The organism is Aureimonas endophytica (assembly GCF_014642635.1).
Lineage (GTDB): Bacteria > Pseudomonadota > Alphaproteobacteria > Rhizobiales > Rhizobiaceae > Plantimonas > Plantimonas endophytica.
Map to the genome: position 1 here is coordinate 114,388 of NZ_BMIQ01000005.1, position 19,562 is coordinate 133,949.

Genomic DNA, 19,562 nt, shown 5'->3' on the forward strand with positions numbered 1-19,562 from the left:
CTCATCGGTGCCGGTGCGGCGCCGGCGGGCGGTCACGATCCGACATAGGCGGCGAGCTCGTCGGGCGTGCCACCCGGAAAGGCCTCCTTCAGGAAGTCGAGAAAGGCCGAAACGCGGGCGCTGAGCAGGCGGCGGCTCGGATAGAGCGCCCAGAGGGCGATCTCCGATCCCTCGACATCACCCCAATGCGCCAGCCGGCCGGCGGCCAGATCCTGGCCGACGAGGGAGATGGGCAGGCGGGCGACGCCGACGCCCATCCGCACCGCGTCGCGGATCATCACCAGCGAGGACAGGCGCAGGACAGGCTCGACGGCGAGGCGCGACCGGCCCGTCGCGGTCGCGAGATCCCAGAGCGCCGCCGGATCGGCCGAGCCCCGCACGACCGCCGGCACGGGCGAGCCGTCCGGCGGCGGCGCGAGGCCCGGCCCCGCCACGACCACCAGCCGGTCGCGCAGGAAGACGCGGCCGACGAGACTCTCGTCGGGTTCCGGGTTCACGCGGATCACGAGGTCGAAGGCCTCCTCCACCATATCCACCGGGCGATCCTCGGACGTCACCTCCAGCCGCACGTCCGGATATTTCAGGGCGAAGCCGGCGGCGAGACGGCCCATCGCCACCTGCGAGAAGAGGAGCGGCGCGCTGAGGCGCAGCCGGCCGCGCGGCCGATGGCCGCCGGACGCGATGGCCGAGGCGGATTCCTCCAGTTCGGTCAGCAGCATCGCCGTGCGCTCGAACAAAGCGCGCCCTTCCTCGGTGAGCTTGAGCTGGCGCGCGCCGCGCTCGAACAGGCGCAGGTCGAGCGCCGCCTCCAGCTCGGCGACGCGCCGCGACAAGGTCGCCTTCGGCCGGCCCGCGGCGCGCGCGGCGCGGCCGAACCCGCCATGCCGGGCGACGAGGTTGAAATCGGCGAGCGCCAGCAGATCCATCCGTTCCACCCATGAGACGGCCCGTCCCGATCGAGCGTCTATCGGTCGGAATGTGGATCACCGATCTTCGCCTTGTCCACTCGGGACAAGCAAGGGAGAGTTTCCATGACCATTCTCGTCACCGGCGCCACCGGCCGCGTCGGCCGCCATGTCGTCGAAGAGCTGGCCCGGCGTGGCGCGGCGACGCGCATCCTGACGCGCGATCCCTCGAAGGCGCGGGTCCCGGCCGGCGTCGAGACCGCCGAGGGCGACCTTCTCGACATCGACGCCCTGCGCCGCGCCTTCGCCGGCATCCGCACGCTGTTCCTTCTGAACGCCGTCACGGGCGACGAATTCACGCAGGCCTTGGTCGCCCTCAATCTCGCCCGCGAGGCCGGCGTCGAGCGGGTCGTCTACCTGTCGGTGATCCATGCCGACCGCTTCGTCAACGTGCCGCATTTCGCCGTGAAGTCCGGCGCCGAGCGCATGCTGGCGGCGATGGGGTTCGGCGCGACGATCCTGCGCCCGGCCTATTTCATCGACAACGAAGCGATGATCCGTGACGTCGTCCTCGACCACGGCGTCTATCCGATGCCGATCGGCTCCAAGGGCGTCGCCATGGTGGATGCGCGGGACATCGCCGAGGTGGCCGCGATCGAGCTGATCCGCCGCGACGAAGCCCCCGGCCTCCTGCCGAGCGAGACGCTCAATCTCGTCGGCCCGGACACGCTGACCGGCCCGGGGATCGCCGCCCTCTGGTCGGAACGGCTCGGCCGTCCGGTCGCCTATGGCGGCGACGATCCGAGCGGATTCGAGACGATCATGGCGGGCGCCATGCCGAAATGGCAGGCCTACGAGATGCGGCTGATGGCCGAGCGCTGGGTCAGCGACGGCATGGTGGCCGCGGCCGGCGACGTCGAACGGCTGGTCGGCATCCTCGGACGCCCGCTCCGGTCCTATCGCGATTTCCTCGCCGGCATCGCCGAGCGCGGCCCCGGCGAATGAAAATCGGCTTGACGGGCCGGCCCGCCCGGTCCTAGATCGCGCTCGTACCTATTGTCCGTACAGAACGTACGAGACGACGGGCGCGAAACGATCGCGAGGGCGGGCCGGAGGGGCCCGTCTCCGCAGAGGGAGGTCCGACCCGATGTCGATGGAATACCGTCTCCGCCGCACGCTGCCGAGCGACCGCGTGGCGATCATCATGCCGGTCGACCATGGCCTGATCTTCGACCGGATCGCCGGGCTGGAAACGCCCTCCTCGCCCTTCCCGGCCTGGGCGGACAAGGACGTCACCGGCTTCATGATGACGCCCGGCCAGGTCCGGCAGACGGAAAAGTTCTTCGCGCGCCATCCGCATCTGACGCGCGTCCTCACCATCGACACCTATTACGACTATCGCGAACTCGACGGCACCGGCTCGCACGGGCTTATCACCAGCGTCGAGGAGGCGGTGCGCCTCGGCGTCGACGCGGTGAAGATGCTGTTCCCGTGGAACATGTCGAAGAAGGAGCGCGTCGAGATGTGCACGCGCGTCGGCAAGGTGATCGCCGCCTGCGACCGCTGGGACATCCCGCTGGTGCTCGAGCCGGTCATCATGGGCGCGCCGCGCACCGAAGAGGTGGTGGTCGAGGAGGAGAAGGTCGCCCGCATCGCCTACGATCTCGGCGCCCATATCATCAAGATCGCCTTTCCGGGCGAGGAGCGCACCCGGCGCCTCGTCGAGGAGCTGAAGGTGCCGCTCGTCATCGCCGGCGGACCGCTGGCCGGCGCGCCGGGCGAGACCATCGAGGCGGTGGCCGGCACGATCCGCGCCGGCGCGCGCGGCGTCATCGTCGGGCGCAATATCTGGCAGCGCGAGCCGGGTCCGGCGGGCGAGGTCCTGGCCGAGATCGCCAGGCTGACGCGCGCCACTCGTTTCGACGACTAACGGCTCCCGCCGCATCCCGCCCCGCCCGCCCCTTGCCAAACGGCACGGCGGGCGGAATCCATGACATCCGCACTGTACGAACAGGACGGACGGGAAGGATGAACCAAGAGGCCGCGATCGATCGCTTCGGGTCCGAGCCCTATTATCTGCAACTCCACCGCCTGGTGGAGCGGCAGATCCGGGAGGGGGTGCTCGCGGCCGGCGATCGGCTTCCGTCGGAAAGCGAACTGTGCCGGACCTACGACCTGTCGCGGTCGACGGTGCGCGAGACGCTGCGCAGCCTCCAGGACAAGCGGATCATCAGGATGGTGCCGCGCCGCGGCGCCTTCGTGCTCGATCCCGCCGAAAGGAGCTGGCGGCTCCAGGTTCCCGCCGGCTTCTTCGAGGCGGAGGTGGGGGGCAACCATCGCAGCGTCGAGACCACGGTGCGCGAAGCGGCCCTGCGCGAGCTGCCGCCGGAGATCGGCAAGGCGCTCGCGCTCGGCCGGGGCGAGAAGGGCTTCGTGCTGGCGCGCCTGCGGCGCCTCGACGGAAGGGTGGCGCTCTATTCGGTCAACTATCTCCTGCCGGAGATCCGCGACCTGCTGCTGCCGAGCGGCGTCCTCGAAGGGCGCGCCTCGCTGAACCGCACGCTGCGCGAGGCCGGCTTCTCGGTCTTCGGCGCCCGGCGCTCGGTCGCGGCGGTGGCGGCCGACGCGGAACTTTCCGGCCTTCTCGAAGTCGAGCCGCGCTCGCCGCTGCTCCTCGTCACCTCGGTGTCATGGAACCGTGAGGGCCGGAACTTCGACTATTACACATCATGGATCCGGAACGACGTGGTGCAGGTCACGGTCGAGGCGGAGGCGGATTCATCGGGGACTGCATGAGCCGCGTCTGAAGGCGGCTCGCCAGGGAGGGAGACCATGGCGGTTTGGGAGAGCGGCCGGGCCTTGCGGAGCCTGCGGCGCGGCGGAAAGCCGGCCGGGCGCGCGGCCGAGTGCGGCCCGGCATCATGACCGCGCTCTGCTGCGGGCTCGATATCGGCTCCACCAATCTGAAGGCCGTTCTCGCCGACGCTTCGGGCCGCGTGCGCTGGGCGAAGGCCGTCGCGACGCCCCGGATCGAGGCGGACGGCGCGGTCGCGACCTCGGCCGAGGCGCTTCTCGGTGCGGCCGAGACGCTGATCCTCGAAGGCTGGCGCGCGACCGGCGCCGGGGCGCCGCTCGCGGCCGTCGCGACGGCCGGCGTCGGCGAGGACGGGCTGGCGCTGACGCCGGATCTCGTTCCGGCAGCGCCCGCCCTCCCCTGGTTCGACGAACGGGCGAGCGCCGAGGCGGAGGAGCTCGCCGCCGGCTCGGCCGCCTCGCCCCGTCTCGGCCTCGCCGTCGACCGGTTCCGCACCGCCGCGAAATGGCTCTGGCTGGCGCGCCATCGCACCGAGGCATCGAACAAGGACGCGCTCTGGGTGGCGCTGACGGACTATCCGGCGATCGCCTGGAGCGGCCGGCCCTTCATGAGCGAGACGCTGGCGGCCCGCACCGCTGCCTACGACGTCTATCGCCGCGCCTGGGACGCGCCGATGCTGGAAGCCGCCCGCGCGCCGCGCCTGCCCGCCACCGTCGCGGCCGGGACGGTGCTCGGCCCCCTCCGGCCGGGTCCCTTGCGCGACGCGGGCGCGGCGGATGCCGAAACCCTCGTCGTCGCCGGCGGCCACGACCATCCGGTCGCCGCCTCCTATATCCGCCGCTTCGAGCCGGGGGCCGTGATCGATTCCATGGGAACGGCCGAGGTCGTCTATGGCGAGAGCGCCGCGCCCGCCCGTCCCCGCCTCGATCCGCGCCTCGCCTTCTCGGTGCCGGTGCTCGGCGGTCCGGGCCTTGCCTGCCTCGGCGTCCTCGAATTCGCCGCGACGCTCGCGCCCTATCGCGAGGGTCCGCATGGCGACCTCGTCGCGGCCTTCCTCGCCGGCGAGCGGCCGGCCGGCGGCGCGTCTCCGGGCGAGGCGCCGGACGGCGCGGCGCCGCCGGTCGCCGCCCTCGATCGCGACCGGGCGCTCGCCGCGACGGCGGCGGCGATCGCCGGGCTCGTCCGGGCGAGCGCCGACCTGATCGGCGCGATCGGCGCCACCGGCGATCTCTATACGACGGGCGGCTGGTCGCGCTCCGACGCCTTTCTGCGGCTGCGGGCCGAGGCCTTCGCGCGGCCGATCTTCCGGTTCGACGAGGACGAGCTGACGGGCGCCGGCGCCGCGCTGATCGCGGCGAGCGGCCGGGCGCCGCTCGACCCAGCAACGCTGGCGCGCCCGAGCCTCCGGCGTTTCGACCCGCCCCCGAGAAGCGAAGCGAGACCGTGATGAAGAAGCTGATCAACGATCCGAGCCGTGTCGTCGTCGACATGATCGAGGGCCTGGTGCTGGCGGCGGAGGGGCTGGCGCTCCTGGAAGACGAGCGCGTGGTGGTGCGGGCCGACGCGGACGCGTTCCGCGCCTCGGGCACCGTCGCGCTGATCTCCGGCGGCGGCTCCGGCCACGAGCCGGCCCATGCCGGCTATGTCGGGCCGGGCCTCCTGACGGCGGCCGTCTGCGGCGACGTCTTCACCTCGCCCTCCACCGACGCGGTCCTGGCGGCGATCCGCGCCGTGACCGGGCCGGCGGGCGCGCTGCTCATCGTCAAGAACTATACCGGCGACCGCTTGAATTTCGGCCTCGCCGCCGAGCTCGCCCGCAGCGAGGGGCTGGACGTCGAGATGGTGGTCGTCGCCGACGACATGTCGCTGGCCGCCGGCGGCGAGAATGCCGGGCGGCGCGGCATCGCCGGCACGGTCCTCGTCCACAAGGTGGCGGGCGCTTCCGCCGCCGCCGGCCAGCCGCTCGACGCGGTGAAGGCGGCGGCCGGGCGCGCCATCGCCGGACTCGGCACGATGGGCGTCGCCCTCCAGCCCTGCACCGTGCCCGCCGCCGGCAAGCCGAGCTTCACGCTCGGCGAGACCGAGATCGAGCTCGGTCTCGGCATCCATGGCGAGGCCGGCGTCGAGCGCGTCGCGATGGAGCCGGCGGACGCGCTGGCCGAGCGGCTGATCGAGCGCGTCGCGGCCGGGCTCGGCCTTGCCCGGGGCGACCGCGTCGCGCTTCTCGCCAACAATCTCGGCGCGACGCCGGCGATGGAGATGCAGATCGTCGCCCGCGGCGCGCTCGCCGCCGCGCGGCGGCGCGGGCTCGAGGTCGAGCGGATCTTCGCCGGCACCTTCCTCACCGCCATCGAGATGGCCGGCTGCTCGCTGTCGCTCCTGAAGCTCGACGAGGCGATGCTCGCCGCGCTCGACGCGCCGGCCTCGGCCGCCGCCTGGCCGGGCCGGGGCGCCCGGCCGCCGGCCGAGCCGCCGGTTCTCGCCTTCGCCCATGCCGGCGCGCCCGATCTCGCGGCCGGCGCGGCCGATCCCCGGCTCGTCGCCGCGATCCGCGCCGCCGCCGAACGGCTGATCGGCGAGGAGGAGCGGCTGACCGAGCTCGACCGCGCGGTCGGCGACGGCGATCTCGGCGCCAATCTGGCGAGAGGCGCGCGGGCGGTCCTCGCCGAACTCGGGACCTACGAGAACCGGAGCGCCGCCGCGGTGCTGCGCGCCCTTTCCGCCACGCTGCGCCGCACGGTGGGCGGCACGTCGGGCGCGCTCTACGCGGCGGGGCTCCTGCGCGCCGCCGGCGCCCTGGAGGGCAAGGCGGCGCCGGGCGCGGGCGACTGGGCCGGCGCCCTCGCCGCCGGGGCGGGCGCGATCGCCACGCTCGGCGACGCGAAGATCGGCGACCGGACGATGCTCGACGCGCTTCTGCCGGCGGCCGAGCGCCTGGGCGGCGCGGCGCCGGGCGATCTCGCGGCGGCCGTTTCGGCGGCGCGGGACGGCGCGGCGAGGAGCGCCGACATCGCGCCCCGCCGGGGCCGGTCCAGCTATCTCGGCGAGCGCGTCCTCGGTCTGCCCGATCCTGGCGCCGAGGCGGTCGCCGCCTGGCTGGCGGCGATCGCGGCGGCGCTCAGGCCCCGGCCGGGCGGCGCATGAGGTTCAACGGGCGGCGCTAGCGCCGTTTCTTGAAGGCGGCCCCCGAACCCGGCGGAGGACGGGTGGGCCGGTAGAGTTCCGCAATGGGAGGACCATCCATGAAGATCATCAAGACAATCGTCGCGGCCGCCGCGATCGCCGCCGCCATGTCGGGCGCGCAAGCCCAGGATGCCGACATGCAGGTCGGCGTCACCGTCGGCACGCTCGGCAATCCCTTCTTCGTGCCGCTCGTCGCCGGCGCGAAGGACGCGATCCTGAAGGCCTATCCGAAGGCCAATCTGACGGTGCTCGGCGCCGATTACGATCTCAACAAGCAGACCTCGCAGATGGAGAACTTCATCGCCTCCGGCGCCAAGCTCATCATGCTGAACGCCGTGGACGTGAACGCCATCGCCCCGGTCGTCGCCCGGGCGAAGGCCGCCGGCATCACGATCGGCGCCTTCGACGTCGCGGCCAAGGGCGCGGACGTCACCGTGATGACGAACAACGTCCAGGCCGGCCAGATCGCCTGCGACTATCTGGCGGAGCGGCTGAACGGCAAGGGCGAGGTCGTGATCATCAACGGCCCGCCGGTCTCCTCCATCGTCGACCGGGTGAAGGGCTGCAAGGACGCCTTCGCCAAGCACAAGGACATCAAGATCCTGTCCGACGACCAGGACGGCAAGGCCTCGCGCGAAGGGGGTCTCGCGGTGATGCAGAGCCTTCTCACGCGCTTCCCGAAGATCGACGCCGTCTTCGGCGCGAACGATCCGACGGCGATCGGCGCCGATCTGGCGGCGCGCCAGCTCGGGCGCAGCGAGATGATCATCGCCGGCGTCGACGGCGCGCCGGACGTCGTGACGGCGCTGAAATCCGGCTCGACCCGGATCGTCGCCTCCTCCTCGCAGGACCCCTACGGCATGGCCGAGAAGGCGGCGCAACTCGCCCTCGGCGTCATCAAGGGCGAGAAGCCGGCCGAGACGACGGTGCTGCTCGACACCAAGCTGGTGACCGCCGACAACGTCAAGGACTATGTCGGCTGGGACGCCAAGCGCTGATCCTCGCCGACGCGAGATCCGCAACCCCGGCCCTGGCGCGATCCCGGGCCGGGGCCCGAAGCCAGCACAGGACGATGGGATGAATCCTTCTGCCGCTTCCGCGCCCCGGCTGGAGATGCGGGGCATTTCCAAGACCTTCGGGCCGATCCGGGCGCTGAGCGGGGTGACGCTGAGCGCCCATGCCGGCGAGGTGCACGCCCTGATGGGCGAGAACGGCGCCGGCAAGTCCACCCTGATGAAGATCCTGTCCGGCGCCTATCGCGCCGATCCGGGCGGCGAGGTGCGGATCGACGGCCGGCCGATGCCGATGGGCGACCCGATCCGCGCCAAGGCGGCGGGGGTCGCGGTCATCTATCAGGAACTCTCCCTCAGCCCGAATCTCTCGGTGGCGCAGAACATGTTTCTCGGCGCCGAGCCGAACCGCTTCGGCCTCGTCGACAAGGCGGAGATGCGCCGCCGCGCCGCGCCGATCCTCCAGCGGCTCGGCATCGGCTTCGGGCCGGACACCAAGGTCGGTTCCCTGTCGCTCGGCGAGCGGCAGATGGTGGAGATCGCCCGGGCGCTCACGACCGACGCGCGCCTGATCGTGATGGACGAGCCGACGACCTCGCTGACCGAGCGCGAGACCGAGCGCCTGTTCGAGGTGATCGCCGGGCTGAAGGCGGCCGGCATCGCCGTCATCTATATCAGCCACCGGATGGAGGAGGTCTATCGCCTGTCGGACCGCGTCAGCGTGCTGCGCGACGGCGCCTTCGTCGGCTCGCTCGATCGGGGCGAGCTCTCCGCCGACCGGCTCGTCTCGATGATGGTCGGCCGCGACCTTTCCTCCTTCTACAAGAAGGAGCACCGGGCGCCGCAGGCGGATCGCCGGACCGTGCTCGCGGTGCGCGGCCTCGGCGACGGGCGGCGGGTGCGGGACTGCTCCTTCGACGTCTTCGCCGGCGAGGTGCTGGGCATCGCCGGCCTCGTCGGCTCGGGCCGCACCGAGCTCGCGCGGCTCGTCTTCGGCGCCGACCGGGCGACGGGCGGCACGGTGGAGCTCGACGGGCGGCCGCTCGCCCTCGCCACGCCGCGCGACGCGATCGACGCCGGCATCGCCTATCTCACCGAGGACCGCAAAGGCCTCGGCCTGTTTCTCGACATGTCGCTCGCCGACAACGTCAATATCGGCGTCATCGGCCGCGATGCCGGGCGCGGGGGCCTGCGCGACTTCGCCAAGGCGCGCGCGCGGGCCGAGGACGCGGTGAAGCGCCTGTCGATCCGCACGCGCGGCACGCGCATCAATGTCGGCGCCCTGTCCGGCGGCAACCAGCAGAAGGTGCTGCTCGCCCGGCTTCTGGAAACCAGGCCGCGCGTCATCATCCTCGACGAGCCGACGCGCGGCGTCGATGTCGGCGCGAAATCGGAGATCTACCGGATCATCGACCAGCTCGCCGCCGCCGGCATCGGCATCGTCGCGATCTCCAGCGACCTGCCGGAGATCGTCGGCATCGCCGACCGCGTCCTGGTGATGCGCGAGGGCCGGATCGCCGGCGAAGTGGCCGCCGCGCCGGGGCGGCCGATCGACCAGGAGGCGATCATGTCGCTCTCGACCGGCTCGGCCGGACCGCACCAGACCGCGTCCGCGCGGACCCCCATCAAAGGAGAGGCCCGATGACCGCCGCCGATACCGGCTCCGCCGATCGTCGTTCGGATCGCGCGCGGCTGCGATCCACCCTGACCGCGCTCGGCATGCTGCCGGTGCTCGTCCTCCTCGCCATCGGCTTCCACCTGCTCAGCGGCCGGTTCCTGACCATCAACAACCTGTCGATCGTCACCCAGCAGGCCTCGATCAACACGGTGCTGGCGGCCGGCATGACCTTCGTCATCCTCACCGGCGGCATCGATCTCTCCGTCGGCTCGATCCTCGCCGCCTCGGCCATGGTCGGCGTCATCGTCTCGCTCTGGCCGGATGTCGGCATGCTCGGCATTCCGGCGGCCATCCTCTTCGGCCTCGCCTGCGGCGTCGCCAACGGCGCGGTGATCGCCGGGCTGAAGCTGCCGCCCTTCATCGTCACCCTCGGCTCGCTGACGGCGATGCGGGGCCTCGCGCGTCTCCTCGGCAACGACACGACCGTGTTCAACGCCGACCTGCCCTTCGCCTTCATCGGCAACGCGACGCTCTTCGGCATTCCCTGGCTCGCGGTCATCGGCCTCCTGACGATCGTCGCCTCCTGGTTCATCCTGAAGCGGACGGTGCTCGGCAACTGGATCTACGCCGTCGGCGGCAATGCGGAGGCGGCGCGGCTGACCGGCATCAAGGTGCCGCTGGTGCTGCTCTTCGTCTATTCGATGTCGGGCCTCCTCGCCGGCGTCGGCGGCCTGATGTCGGCGGCGCGGCTCTACGCGGCCAACGGCCTCCAGCTCGGCCAGGCCTACGAGCTCGACGCCATCGCCGCCGTGATCCTCGGCGGCACGAGCTTCGTCGGCGGCGTCGGCTCGATCTGGGGCACGCTGATCGGCGCCCTCATCATCGCCGTCCTGTCGAACGGGCTCATCCTCGTCGGCGTCTCCGACATCTGGCAATATATCATCAAGGGGCTGGTGATCATCGTCGCGGTGGCGCTCGACCGCTACCGGCTGAAGGGCGTCGACCGGACCTGAGACGCGGAAAGGCCGGAGGGCGGCCGGAACGACGGGAGGCTGGAGCCGCGCGATGCCGACGATCCCGCTTCCGACCCGGCTGGCCTTCGGCGACCGCTATCGATGCGTCGGCGCGCCGCGCATCCTCGACATGCTGCTGCTCGGCGGCTTCGCGGAAGGGCGCGAGCGGCCCGAGGCGCGGCGCGCCTGCGAGGCGGCGCTCGCGGCCGCCTTCGATCTCGGCCTCCGGCACCGCGCGGCGCCGGATGGCGGGCGCCTTCTCGACCCCGTCGAGGTCCTGCATGTGCTGAAGGCCGCCGCCTTGTCCGGCCGGCACGGCTTCTGGCGCGAGCGCTTCGTCGCCACCGGGCGGCGCATGGTCGAGGATCTGGCGCGGCGCGACCCGGCGAGCGACTTCGAACTGTCCACGGAGCGGCGCTTCGCCCTCGGCGCGGTCGCGCCGGGCGCGCGGCTGCGGCTGCGCCTGCCGCTGCCCCTGCCCGGCGCGCACGAGGCGCTGGCGGTCGAGCCCTTTCCCGCCCCGCCGGGGGCGAGCCTCGCCGTCACGCCCGGCCGGCTCGAGGCGCGGCTCGTCGCCGGCGGCGAGGCGGCGGCAGAGCTCGGCGCGCGGCTGCGCTTCCGGCCCGGCCCGCCGCCGGACGACGCGCCGGGCGAGGCGCATCTGCGGCCGCGCGAGGGGCTGATCGTGGTGACGGACCGCGTCGCCGCGCTGGCGCGCCGCCTCGCCGGCACGCAAGGCGCCGAGGCGGCGGTGCGCGCCTTCTGGGACTTCCTGATGGAGCGCTTCGCCTGCCTGCCCCTCCATTACGACCAGATCGACCCGGCCGCCCCTTGCGACTTCGCGCTGGAGACCGGCGGCTACGACTGCCAGCTCGGCGCCGCCCTTCTCGTCGCGCTCTGCCGGGCGCGGGCCATCCCGGCGCGGCTCGTCGGCGGCCATGTGCTCTACCGGGCGGCGCCGACCAACCATTTCTGGGCCGAGATCCATCTCGGCGAGGCCGGCTGGGGCGCCTTCGATCTACTCGGCTGGGATCTTTCGGCCGGCGGCGCGGACGCGGCCTGGCGCGACCGCTTCTTCGGCGCGGTCGACGCGCGGATGATCACCGAGCGCCGGCCCTTCGACTTCACCGGCGCCGCCGGGGTCCCGATCCCGCCGATCTGGCATCTTCTGCAAGTCCCGTCGGGCGACGGCGTGCTGCTCGATCTCCTCGACGCGGCGGGCGAGACCCTCCATGCCGACCGGCTGGAGCTTCTTCCCTGACCGGACCGCAACGCCTCGGCAAGGACCCGCCCACCTCGCCGCTTCGTCATCCCGGCCTTGAGCCGGGATCCATTCCAAGCCGGTCGCGATAGGCTGTAAGCGATGCGGAAGGACGCGCATCTCCGCCCTTATCCATGCGCTTCCGCCGAGGCATGGATCCCGGGTCAAGCCCGGGATGACGAAGCTGAAAGGGAGTCGGCCAGGGTCAGCGCATAAGGCGGGCCGGCATCACAGGGTGAAGGCGAGGCCGTTGCTGCCCCAGAGCTCGATCGTGCCGGCGGGAAAGCCGAAGGGCGCGAGGCCGGCGCGCAGCGCGCTCTCGCGCCGCTGGAGGAGGCCGCGCGACACCGCCAGTTCGTTCGCCAGCATGGCGTGATGCTCGCCGTCCCAGGTGTTGGTGCCGTGCGTCGCGTAGACATAGAGTTCCGGCGCGCCCTGGAGGAAGGCGAGTGCGCCCGCCTCGCGGAAGGCGAGCGCGACTTCGAGGTCCTCGCCGCGTGCCGCCGCCGCGCCGGCCTCGGGATAGGGCCGCATGGCGGTCCGCCGGGCGAAGAGCGTGCCCGGATGGCCGCCGGCCGGCGTCGAGTGCCAGTTGACGAGATGCAGCACCCGCCGCGCCGGAAAGTAATGCATCAGGTCCTGGAGGGTGCAGGCCGAGGCCGCCCCGGCGGCAAGGCATTCGTGCTGCCGGCGCAGGCGGTCGGGATGGTGCCAGTCGTCGTCGTCCCACTGGCAGACGAACTCGCCCGCCGCCAGCGCGACGCTCCGGTTACGCAAGGCCCCGAGCTTGAGGTCGTCCGGGGCGAAGTCCAGCCGGATATCGGCGCGGCCGAGCGCTTCGAGATGGGCCGCGAGCGCCGCGCGCATCTCCGGCGTGCCGCGATTGGCGACGAGGACGAGCTCGGTATCGGGCAGCGTCTGCGCCAGATAATGGCCGATGCTGCGCCGGGCGAGATCCAGGCGCTCGGGCAAGGTGACCATAAGACAACTTACCAAAGGCATGACGGTATTTTCCCTTGGACTTCCCCGACGAAGCACGGAATCATCTTAGTATGACTTCGGCCGGGATGTGAGGCCCCATGATCCTGCATGTCACCCTGACCGCCATGATGCCGCATATGCGGGACGCGACGATCGAATGCCTCCATGCCGGACCCGGCCAGCGCCTGGCGCCCGGAAGCCGGCTCCTCGATTTCAGCGTCGATCTCGGCGCCAGCTTCGCGCAGGACTGCCCGCCGATCTCCTTCCACCGCATGGTGCTGCGCGAGCCCGTCTTCCTGCGCCGGCTGGACGTCGCGGCGGGCGACCGGCGCGATGTCGGCGCGCTGCTCGCGCTCCTCTCCACCGAGCCGGAGGAGGATCTGAGCGCGCCGCCGGCGCGGCCCGCGCGCCTTTCCAGCGCGGCGATCATGCATCATGCCGAGATGTGGACCGGGGGCCTGCGATGACCGCCCTGCCGCTGACGCTCGGGCCGCTGCGGGCGGACGGCTTCGCGCTCTACCGTTCGGGCGTGCGCTGGCTCGTCCCGTCCGGCCAGCGCGTGCGCGCCGGGCAGGTGATCGGCTATTGCAACGTCAAGCTGGAGCCGAACGCCCGGCTGGCGGCCGGCCTGTCCTTCGCCGACGAGCTGGAGCTCCAGGTCGCCTTCGCGGCGCGGATCGACGGGCGCGTCGCGCTGGCGGCGCAGGCGATGTCCGGCGGCTATCTCGACCTTCACGGCATCAAGCTCTGGAGCGCGGAGGAGACGGTCGGCGAAATCGAGCCTGCCGCGCCGGAGACGGGCGGCGAGGCGGCCGGGCGGCTGCGGCTCCTGGCGCTGGCCGGGCGGCGGATGACGGCGCTGGCGGATGTCCATTCCGGCCTGATGCCCGGCTGGCTGGGGCGGATTCGCGGCTGGTGGTGCGAGGAGGACGAGGCGCCGGTGACGCTGCTCAGCCTCGGCATCTGCGACGCGACCGGCGTGGTGCTCGGCGCCGCCTCCGCCTTCTTCGAGATGTTCGAGCACGCGCCCTTCCCGGCGCAGATGGTCTTCGTGCCCGACCATCCGCTCGCGCCCGCCGCGCCCGTGCTGCTCGACCAGCTGCGCCGCACGCCGGCGGAGATGGCGGAGATCGCAGCCGATCTCCAGGCGGCGCTGCACGCGGCGCGGCCGGCGGCGACGGCCGAGGACCACATGATGGCCGGCGCCCTTCTCGCCACCATGCGCCGCAGCCCGCTGACGGACAGCTATCCGGTCTTCACCGGCAGCGGCTCGCGCCGGCTCGGGCCGGCGACGGCCGTGCTCCTGTCCTTGAATGCCGAGCCGCAGGTGATCCTGCGCCATCGCCGGCTCGGCTACCGGCTCCACATGCTGCGCCACCACCAGGCGGCGGCCGGGCCGGCCTTGCGCCAATGGCTCGCCGCCGCCTTCGAGCCGGTGCGCCGCTCGGTCGAGGACATCCGGCGCGACTATGCCGAGCTGATCGACACGCTCGGCCGCGAGACCGGCGCCCGCGTCCTGATCCTCAACCGGATGTCGACCTCCGGCCTCGAGACCGTCTCGAACTATGCCGCCTTCGACGCGCCGCTCGGCGACACCCTCGCCAATGTCGCCTCGAAGGAACTGAACCTGATGCTGGAGGATCTCGCCGAGACCCATCCCCTCCAGATCGTCGATGTCGACGCCATCGCCGCCGATCTCGGCGGCGCCGAGCACCTGCCGGACGGCGTGCATCAGAGCAGCCTGATGCAGACCGCCATCCGGGGCGAGATCCTGGCCGCGCTCAGGGGCGCTGGCCGGGAGGCGCCCCGCCTCAGCTGACCTCGAACTCGACGCGAAGGTCGTGCGCGGCGGCGCTTTCGAGCGCCTCGCCGGCCTCGTCGGCGAAAAGCGCCAGCGCCGTGCCGATGGCGCGCCAGTCGCCCGGCTCGGCCTCGATGCGGCGGAGCACGCCCGCCTGGTTGGCCCGCACCTCGACGATCGCCTTGTGCGTTTCCAGTTCGACGATGAGATCGCCCGGCGCGAAATGCGTGCCGACCGCGCCGTGCCATTCGAGAATGCGGATTTCCGCGACATTCGGCACCGCCGGCGGCACCGAGAGCTGGTAGATCATGGTCGCTCCTGTTCGGGAATAGCGGGACTCGGGGCCGCGAGGAGGCCGAGCACCGCATCGCGGACCCGCGCGGCGTCGGGAATGCAGGCCCGCTCGAAGACCGGATTGGACGAGACCGGCGCCGGCAGCGCGCCGACGCGCGCATGCGGATGGGCGCCGAGGCGCTGGAACAGCCGGAAGGCGAGCTCGGCGCCGATGCCGCAGGTCGGCTGGCCCTCTTCCAGCGTGACGAGACGCCGGGTGCGGCGGAGCGAGGCGGCGACCGTGTCGAGATCGAGCGGCGCCAGCGAGCGCAGATCCACCACCTCGCAGGAAATGCCGCGCTCCGCCAAGCTCGCGGCGGCGTCGAGCGCGACGAGGGTCATGAAGCCGTGCGTCGCGATGGTGACGTCCCGCCCGGCGCGGCGGACGATCGCCTCGCCGAAGGGCACGGGCGTCTCCGCGACGGGCACCTCGCCCGGGATCGGAAAGAGCCGCTTGTGGTCGATGAAGACGACGGGGCCGTCGCCGCGCAGCGCCGTCTTCAGGAGGCCGTAGGCATCGGCCGGCGTCGAGGGCGCCACGACCTTCAGGCCCGGCACGCTGATCAGCCAGGCTTCGAGACATTGCGAATGGGCGACGCCCTGGCCGAGCGCCCCGGCCGTGGTCTTGACGACGAGCGGCGCGCAAAGGCGTCCGCCCGTCTTGTAGCGCAGCTTCGCCGCATAGTTGATCAGCGGATCGAAGCCGAGCATCAGGAAGTCCATGTAGGTGATGGAGACCAGCGGGCGAAAGCCTGCCGCCGCCGCCCCGGCGCCGATGGCGATCGTCGCGTTCTCGGCCACCGGCATGTCGCGCACCCGCGCCGCGCCGAACTCGGCGAAGAGCCCGTCGAACTCGCGATAGGAGCCGCCGAAGGCGCCGACATCCTGGCCGAGAACGAGGACGCGCGGCTCGCGCCGCATCTCCTCGCGCATCGCCTTGGCGATCGCCTCGCGGAAGAACATCTTGTGGGTCGCCGGCGCCTCACTCGACATCGCGGAGCACCTCCCCGACCGGCGGCAAGGGCGAGGCATCGGCGAAGGCGAGAGCCGCCTCGGCGCCCGCCGCCGCCTCCGCCTCCAGCGCCCGCAGATCCGCTTCGCCGAGGCCGAGCCGCGCCGCCTCGCGCGGGATCGGATCGGACAGGCGCAGCTCCGCCAGCTGCTCCCGCGTGCGCGTCTCGCGCGCCGAGGTCGAATGGGCGCGGAGGCGGATCGACCGGCATTCGACGAAGGCGGGGCCGCCGCCGGAGCGCGCCCGCGCCGCCGCCCGGCCGAGACCTTCCGTGACGGCGGGAAGGTCGAGCCCGTCGAGCGTCTCGGCCGGCAGGCCGAAGCCGGAAGCGAGATCCGCGAGACGGCGCGCGGCGATGCCGGCTTCGGGCGGGGTCGACACGGAGAAGCCGTTGTTGTTGCAGACGAAGACGAGCGGCAGCCGCCAGAGCGCCGCGACGTTCAGCGTCTCGTGCAGCATGCCGGCGCCGCAGGCGCCGTCGCCGAAAAGGACCGCGACGATGCCGCCGGCGCCCTCCAGCTGCCGGGCGAGCGCGACGCCGGCCGCGACGCCGATATTGCCGCCGACCACCGCATGGGCGCCGAAGAAGCCGGATTCCGGGTCGGCGACATGGCCGCGCCCGGCCCGGCCGCGATTGAGCCCGGCGTCGCGGCCGAGAAGCTCGGCCATCAGCCGGTTCGGATCGACGCCGCGCGCCAAGGCCGGGCCGATCGACCGCCCGCCGGTCAGAAGCTGGTCGCCCGGCCGCAGCGCGGCGGCGAGCCCCACCGCCACCGCCTCCTCGCCGGAGGAGATGAGCTGGAAGCCGTGATCGGGCCGCGCGGACAGCGCCGTCTCGAAGGCCCGGATGCGCAGCATGGCCGCGAGCCCGGCCGTTTCCGCCCCCGCCGCGCTCATGAGGTGGATTTCACGAGATGGAGAAGGGCCGAATAGAAGAGCCCGGCGCTTTCGCGAAAGCCCCTTCGGCGCAGCGCCAGGAAGAGGCGCGTCGCAGCGTCCCTCGGCCCGATCTGGCGCTTCAGCACCTGCCGGATCAGCCGCCCCGCATGGTCGGACTGCACGTTGCTGGTGACGACCGCCGCCAGCTGCCGGCGCCGGCCCCGGCTCCAGTTCATGAGGTCGGCCGGGGCGAAGTCGATCCGCTCGACGCGCGCCGCCTCGAAGGCGGCGACGCGGCGCACCGTCTCGTCCTGCCATTCGACGGAAACGAAGGGGTCGAGCGCATCGGTGGCGAGGCCGAGCGCCAGCGCCCGGCCGGCATGGGCGAGCGCCTTCTCGCCGCCGAGCCGGTAATCGGTCGCCAGCCGGCTGGCGCCGATATCGGCGAGCGCCCGGTCGAGATCGACGACGAAGAGGCCGAACTCGCGCGACAGGTCCAGTACCAGGAGATCGAGGCGGCGGATGCGCAGGAGAAGCGCGCGGGCGCGCTCCGCCGCCGGATCGACATGCCGGAAGAGCGTGCAGACGAGAACCGGACCGCCGTTCCGCGACAGGGCCTCGAAGGCGGCGCGCAGCCGCCGCTCCTCCTCCGCCCAGGGCGCGTCGAGGCGATCGAGCTCCGGCTGGAGGGAGACGACCGCGATGGCGCCCTCGGCTGCCTCCGCCAGGGCCGTCAGATCGTCGTAGAACCGGGCGCGGCATTCGGGCTCCGCCCCCGACGCCTCGCCGAGCGCCGCCGCGAGGCGGGACAGGGCCTCGGCGAGGATCGGGCGCTCGTGCTCGGCGAGACGGGCGGCGATCGGGATCACGGTCCGGTCAGACATGGGCGCCCTCCCCCATGCGGGCGAGATGCGCCGCGCGCACCGCCTCGCGGCCGCTGATGCCGGCGAGCGGCCGCGCGGCCGCCGCGAGCGCCGGCAGCGAGACAAGGCGCGCGGCGACGGGCAGGTCCGGGGCCTCGCCGAGGCTTTCCCAGAGGAGCGGCAGGAGCGCCACGGCCGGCAGCGGATGGGCCTCGTAGAAGATCCGCGCCCAGTCGGGATCGGCCAGCGGATCGCGCCAGCCGCTGCGGTGGATGAGATGGTAGCTGCGCGCGGCCGAGGGCACCATCCGAAGGCCCTGCCGGCAGAGCTTCAGCGCGAGTTCCCGATGCTCGTTGATCGAGATCTCCGGATGGAAGCCGCCGACCGCCAGGAAGGCGGCGCGGGGGACCGACTGGTTCGAGCCCGACGCGGCGGCCCAGAGCACCTCGCAATCCGGCGCCTCGCCGAGCGCCGCCATTTCGAGCTCGAACAGGCGGCGCGGACCGAAGCCCGGATAGATGCCGGGCTGCGCGCGCCGTTCCAGCGCCGGAAACTCGTCCCGCACCTGACGCGCTGAGACGAGCGAGCGGGCGCGCTCCGCCTCGGACAGGCCCGCGACCTTCGCCTCCTGGCCCGGCATCGGCGTGCCGCGCTCCGGGTCGAGAAACGGGCGCGTGCCCCGGATATGATAGGTCTCGCCGCGCGCCACCACGGCGCGGGCGTCCCGATGGCAATGGAGATGGCGTTCGACGAAATCGGGCGCGGCCAGGGTGTCGCCGTCGAGAAAGATCAGGATGTCGCCGCTCGCCCGCGCCGCCCCGGCATTGGCGGCGCTGGAGCGGCCCTCGGGCGCCTCGTGATGGAGGGCGACGAGATCGAGCCCCGGATCGGCCTCGGCGAGAACGGCGCGCGTATGGTCGCGCGATCCGTCGTTCACCACCACGATCTCGGCCGGCACGCTCTGGCCCGCCAGCGAGACGAGCACCAGCCGCAGCCGGTCGGCCTCGTCCTTGGAGCGGACGATGACGCTAGCGCGCATCGGCACCTCCCGCGAGGTCGATCAGCCCGTGATCGGCGAGGATGCGCGCCACCTCCGCCGCCACCAGCCCATAGGCTTCCGGATCGAGATGGATCCAGTCGAGCTTCAGCCGCTCCGCCCCGGCGCGCGCCACGATCGCATCGACGTCGACGATCGAGATGCCGGTCGCCTCGGAGACGTCGATCAGCGCCAGGTTGAAGCGCTTGATGCGGGTCGAGAGGGCGTCCGCGAAGCCCTGGAAGCAATGCGCCGCCTCGCCCGGCACGATGGAGGAGACGTTGTAGACGAGGATCGGCCGGTCGTGCCGCTCCCGGAGGCGCCGGACGATCGCGACGAGATTGTCCCGGAACGCCTCCGGCGCCGGCGCCTCGGCCGGCTCGAACTCGGCCCGCAGCCAGTCCCGCTGCGCCGCCGGCCAGTCGGCGAGCCGGTCGGGATAGAGAAGGTAGCGCTCGGCCCGGTGCCGCATCAGCCGGGTGGCGATATCGGGCTGGATCGACAGCACGATCGCGTCGGCCGCCGTCTCGAACAAAGCGGTGCTGAACTGCGCCTCGCGCCAATGGGCGCCGAGCGGCAGATCGGGCGCCGAAAGCGGCGCCGGCAGCGCGCCCCCGGCGGCGAGCAGCGCGTCGGAGCGCGAGAAGGTCTCGTGGATCACCCGCGCGGTGGTGCCGGGCGCGAGAACCCGCAGCGCCTCGTTGAGGCCGTTCCAGCGGATCGCGCCGCCGATCCGGCACGAATGCAGGGAATCGTGGACGTCGACATTGCCCTTGGCGAACAGCGTGATCCGCTTCACCGGCGCGCCCCCCGATTTCCCCAGCGGATCATGGCCTTCCCTATCGTCGCGAC

General features: G+C 72.5%; 19 protein-coding genes. 11 read left to right on the forward strand and 8 right to left on the reverse strand.

Annotated features, from left to right (window positions below):
• Positions 1 to 32 precede the first annotated feature (32 nt).
• A complete protein-coding gene (locus IEY14_RS16210) occupies positions 33 to 926 on the reverse strand; it encodes a LysR family transcriptional regulator (RefSeq protein WP_188910319.1) in 894 nt (297 codons plus the stop codon).
• A 105-nt stretch (positions 927 to 1,031) separates the two neighbouring features.
• Here IEY14_RS16210 and IEY14_RS16215 point away from each other — a divergent pair, with 105 nt between their 5' ends.
• The 9 genes from IEY14_RS16215 to IEY14_RS16255 all read left to right on the forward strand — a co-directional run bounded on the left by IEY14_RS16215 (position 1,032) and on the right by IEY14_RS16255 (position 11,805).
• A complete protein-coding gene (locus tag IEY14_RS16215) occupies positions 1,032 to 1,910 on the forward strand; it encodes an SDR family oxidoreductase (RefSeq protein WP_188910320.1) in 879 nt (292 codons plus the stop codon).
• Between the two features lie 148 nt (positions 1,911 to 2,058).
• On the forward strand, positions 2,059 to 2,835 hold the full coding sequence (locus IEY14_RS16220; RefSeq protein ID WP_210318455.1) for a class I fructose-bisphosphate aldolase: 777 nt from the start codon (positions 2,059 to 2,061) through the stop codon (positions 2,833 to 2,835).
• A 98-nt stretch (positions 2,836 to 2,933) separates the two neighbouring features.
• Positions 2,934 to 3,701, forward strand: a complete 768-nt coding sequence (locus tag IEY14_RS16225) for a GntR family transcriptional regulator (RefSeq protein WP_188910324.1) — start codon at positions 2,934 to 2,936, stop codon at positions 3,699 to 3,701.
• A gap of 125 nt (positions 3,702 to 3,826) precedes the next feature.
• Positions 3,827 to 5,167, forward strand: a complete 1,341-nt coding sequence (locus IEY14_RS16230) for an FGGY family carbohydrate kinase (RefSeq protein ID WP_188910327.1) — start codon at positions 3,827 to 3,829, stop codon at positions 5,165 to 5,167.
• Positions 5,167 to 6,864, forward strand: coding sequence for a dihydroxyacetone kinase subunit DhaL (dhaL, locus tag IEY14_RS16235; RefSeq protein WP_188910329.1), 1,698 nt, complete (start codon positions 5,167 to 5,169; stop codon positions 6,862 to 6,864). Before IEY14_RS16230 ends, dhaL begins: the two co-directional genes overlap by 1 nt.
• A gap of 98 nt (positions 6,865 to 6,962) precedes the next feature.
• Complete coding sequence (locus IEY14_RS16240) at positions 6,963 to 7,901, forward strand: ABC transporter substrate-binding protein (protein WP_188910331.1); 939 nt, start codon at positions 6,963 to 6,965, stop codon at positions 7,899 to 7,901.
• A 79-nt stretch (positions 7,902 to 7,980) separates the two neighbouring features.
• Entirely contained in the window at positions 7,981 to 9,558 is a 1,578-nt protein-coding gene (locus IEY14_RS16245; protein WP_188910333.1) for a sugar ABC transporter ATP-binding protein, read from the forward strand.
• The gene (locus IEY14_RS16250; protein ID WP_188910335.1) at positions 9,555 to 10,544 is read left to right on the forward strand and encodes an ABC transporter permease subunit; all 990 of its coding nucleotides are present in this window, start codon (positions 9,555 to 9,557) and stop codon (positions 10,542 to 10,544) included. Before IEY14_RS16245 ends, IEY14_RS16250 begins: the two co-directional genes overlap by 4 nt.
• A 52-nt stretch (positions 10,545 to 10,596) precedes the next feature.
• On the forward strand, positions 10,597 to 11,805 hold the full coding sequence (locus tag IEY14_RS16255; protein ID WP_188910337.1) for a transglutaminase-like domain-containing protein: 1,209 nt from the start codon (positions 10,597 to 10,599) through the stop codon (positions 11,803 to 11,805).
• A gap of 228 nt (positions 11,806 to 12,033) precedes the next feature.
• On the opposite strand, the gene IEY14_RS16260 is transcribed toward IEY14_RS16255, so the two are convergent.
• Positions 12,034 to 12,786 carry a glycosyltransferase gene (locus IEY14_RS16260; protein ID WP_188910339.1) on the reverse strand — a complete coding sequence of 251 codons (753 nt, stop codon included), beginning with the start codon at positions 12,784 to 12,786 and terminating at the stop codon, positions 12,034 to 12,036.
• 98 nt (positions 12,787 to 12,884) lie between these two features.
• Between IEY14_RS16260 and IEY14_RS16265 the strand changes: the two genes are divergently transcribed.
• Complete coding sequence (locus tag IEY14_RS16265) at positions 12,885 to 13,253, forward strand: hypothetical protein (protein ID WP_188910341.1); 369 nt, start codon at positions 12,885 to 12,887, stop codon at positions 13,251 to 13,253.
• Positions 13,250 to 14,605, forward strand: coding sequence for an SGNH/GDSL hydrolase family protein (locus IEY14_RS16270; RefSeq protein ID WP_188910343.1), 1,356 nt, complete (start codon positions 13,250 to 13,252; stop codon positions 14,603 to 14,605). Before IEY14_RS16265 ends, IEY14_RS16270 begins: the two co-directional genes overlap by 4 nt.
• On the opposite strand, the gene IEY14_RS16275 is transcribed toward IEY14_RS16270, so the two are convergent.
• From IEY14_RS16275 to IEY14_RS16300, 6 genes are read right to left on the reverse strand one after another with little or no spacing between them, the layout of a single operon-like run.
• Positions 14,598 to 14,897 (reverse strand): lipoyl domain-containing protein, encoded by a 300-nt coding sequence (locus IEY14_RS16275; RefSeq protein WP_188910345.1) that lies wholly within the window; start codon positions 14,895 to 14,897, stop codon positions 14,598 to 14,600. The genes IEY14_RS16270 and IEY14_RS16275 overlap by 8 nt on opposite strands.
• Positions 14,894 to 15,913 (reverse strand): alpha-ketoacid dehydrogenase subunit beta, encoded by a 1,020-nt coding sequence (locus tag IEY14_RS16280; protein WP_188910346.1) that lies wholly within the window; start codon positions 15,911 to 15,913, stop codon positions 14,894 to 14,896. The genes IEY14_RS16275 and IEY14_RS16280 overlap by 4 nt, the downstream gene beginning before the upstream one ends.
• Positions 15,903 to 16,829: a thiamine pyrophosphate-dependent dehydrogenase E1 component subunit alpha gene (locus IEY14_RS16285; protein ID WP_210318457.1), complete on the reverse strand. Its 927-nt coding sequence runs from the start codon at positions 16,827 to 16,829 to the stop codon at positions 15,903 to 15,905. The genes IEY14_RS16280 and IEY14_RS16285 overlap by 11 nt, the downstream gene beginning before the upstream one ends.
• A complete protein-coding gene (locus tag IEY14_RS16290; RefSeq protein ID WP_188910348.1) occupies positions 16,826 to 17,695 on the reverse strand; it encodes a hypothetical protein in 870 nt (289 codons plus the stop codon). The genes IEY14_RS16285 and IEY14_RS16290 overlap by 4 nt, the downstream gene beginning before the upstream one ends.
• On the reverse strand, positions 17,688 to 18,713 hold the full coding sequence (locus tag IEY14_RS16295; protein WP_188910350.1) for a glycosyltransferase family 2 protein: 1,026 nt from the start codon (positions 18,711 to 18,713) through the stop codon (positions 17,688 to 17,690). Before IEY14_RS16295 ends, IEY14_RS16290 begins: the two co-directional genes overlap by 8 nt.
• Positions 18,703 to 19,509: an SGNH/GDSL hydrolase family protein gene (locus IEY14_RS16300; RefSeq protein ID WP_188910352.1), complete on the reverse strand. Its 807-nt coding sequence runs from the start codon at positions 19,507 to 19,509 to the stop codon at positions 18,703 to 18,705. Before IEY14_RS16300 ends, IEY14_RS16295 begins: the two co-directional genes overlap by 11 nt.
• Positions 19,510 to 19,562 lie beyond the last annotated feature (53 nt).

What these genes read in the sequence shown, in the direction of transcription:
- IEY14_RS16275 (WP_188910345.1), bottom strand. Translation starts at nt 14,897, where the DNA reads ATGATCTACCAGCTCTCGGTGCCGCCGGCGGTGCCGAATGTCGCGGAA.
- IEY14_RS16225 (WP_188910324.1), top strand. Translation starts at nt 2,934, where the DNA reads ATGAACCAAGAGGCCGCGATCGATCGCTTCGGGTCCGAGCCCTATTAT.
- IEY14_RS16255 (WP_188910337.1), top strand. Translation starts at nt 10,597, where the DNA reads ATGCCGACGATCCCGCTTCCGACCCGGCTGGCCTTCGGCGACCGCTAT.
- IEY14_RS16215 (WP_188910320.1), top strand. Translation starts at nt 1,032, where the DNA reads ATGACCATTCTCGTCACCGGCGCCACCGGCCGCGTCGGCCGCCATGTC.
- IEY14_RS16280 (WP_188910346.1), bottom strand. Translation starts at nt 15,913, where the DNA reads ATGTCGAGTGAGGCGCCGGCGACCCACAAGATGTTCTTCCGCGAGGCG.
- IEY14_RS16230 (WP_188910327.1), top strand. Translation starts at nt 3,827, where the DNA reads ATGACCGCGCTCTGCTGCGGGCTCGATATCGGCTCCACCAATCTGAAG.
- IEY14_RS16210 (WP_188910319.1), bottom strand. Translation starts at nt 926, where the DNA reads ATGGATCTGCTGGCGCTCGCCGATTTCAACCTCGTCGCCCGGCATGGC.
- IEY14_RS16285 (WP_210318457.1), bottom strand. Translation starts at nt 16,829, where the DNA reads ATGAGCGCGGCGGGGGCGGAAACGGCCGGGCTCGCGGCCATGCTGCGC.
- IEY14_RS16290 (WP_188910348.1), bottom strand. Translation starts at nt 17,695, where the DNA reads ATGTCTGACCGGACCGTGATCCCGATCGCCGCCCGTCTCGCCGAGCAC.
- IEY14_RS16295 (WP_188910350.1), bottom strand. Translation starts at nt 18,713, where the DNA reads ATGCGCGCTAGCGTCATCGTCCGCTCCAAGGACGAGGCCGACCGGCTG.
- IEY14_RS16245 (WP_188910333.1), top strand. Translation starts at nt 7,981, where the DNA reads ATGAATCCTTCTGCCGCTTCCGCGCCCCGGCTGGAGATGCGGGGCATT.
- dhaL (WP_188910329.1), top strand. Translation starts at nt 5,167, where the DNA reads ATGAAGAAGCTGATCAACGATCCGAGCCGTGTCGTCGTCGACATGATC.
- IEY14_RS16220 (WP_210318455.1), top strand. Translation starts at nt 2,059, where the DNA reads ATGGAATACCGTCTCCGCCGCACGCTGCCGAGCGACCGCGTGGCGATC.
- IEY14_RS16250 (WP_188910335.1), top strand. Translation starts at nt 9,555, where the DNA reads ATGACCGCCGCCGATACCGGCTCCGCCGATCGTCGTTCGGATCGCGCG.
- IEY14_RS16240 (WP_188910331.1), top strand. Translation starts at nt 6,963, where the DNA reads ATGAAGATCATCAAGACAATCGTCGCGGCCGCCGCGATCGCCGCCGCC.
- IEY14_RS16270 (WP_188910343.1), top strand. Translation starts at nt 13,250, where the DNA reads ATGACCGCCCTGCCGCTGACGCTCGGGCCGCTGCGGGCGGACGGCTTC.
- IEY14_RS16265 (WP_188910341.1), top strand. Translation starts at nt 12,885, where the DNA reads ATGATCCTGCATGTCACCCTGACCGCCATGATGCCGCATATGCGGGAC.
- IEY14_RS16260 (WP_188910339.1), bottom strand. Translation starts at nt 12,786, where the DNA reads ATGGTCACCTTGCCCGAGCGCCTGGATCTCGCCCGGCGCAGCATCGGC.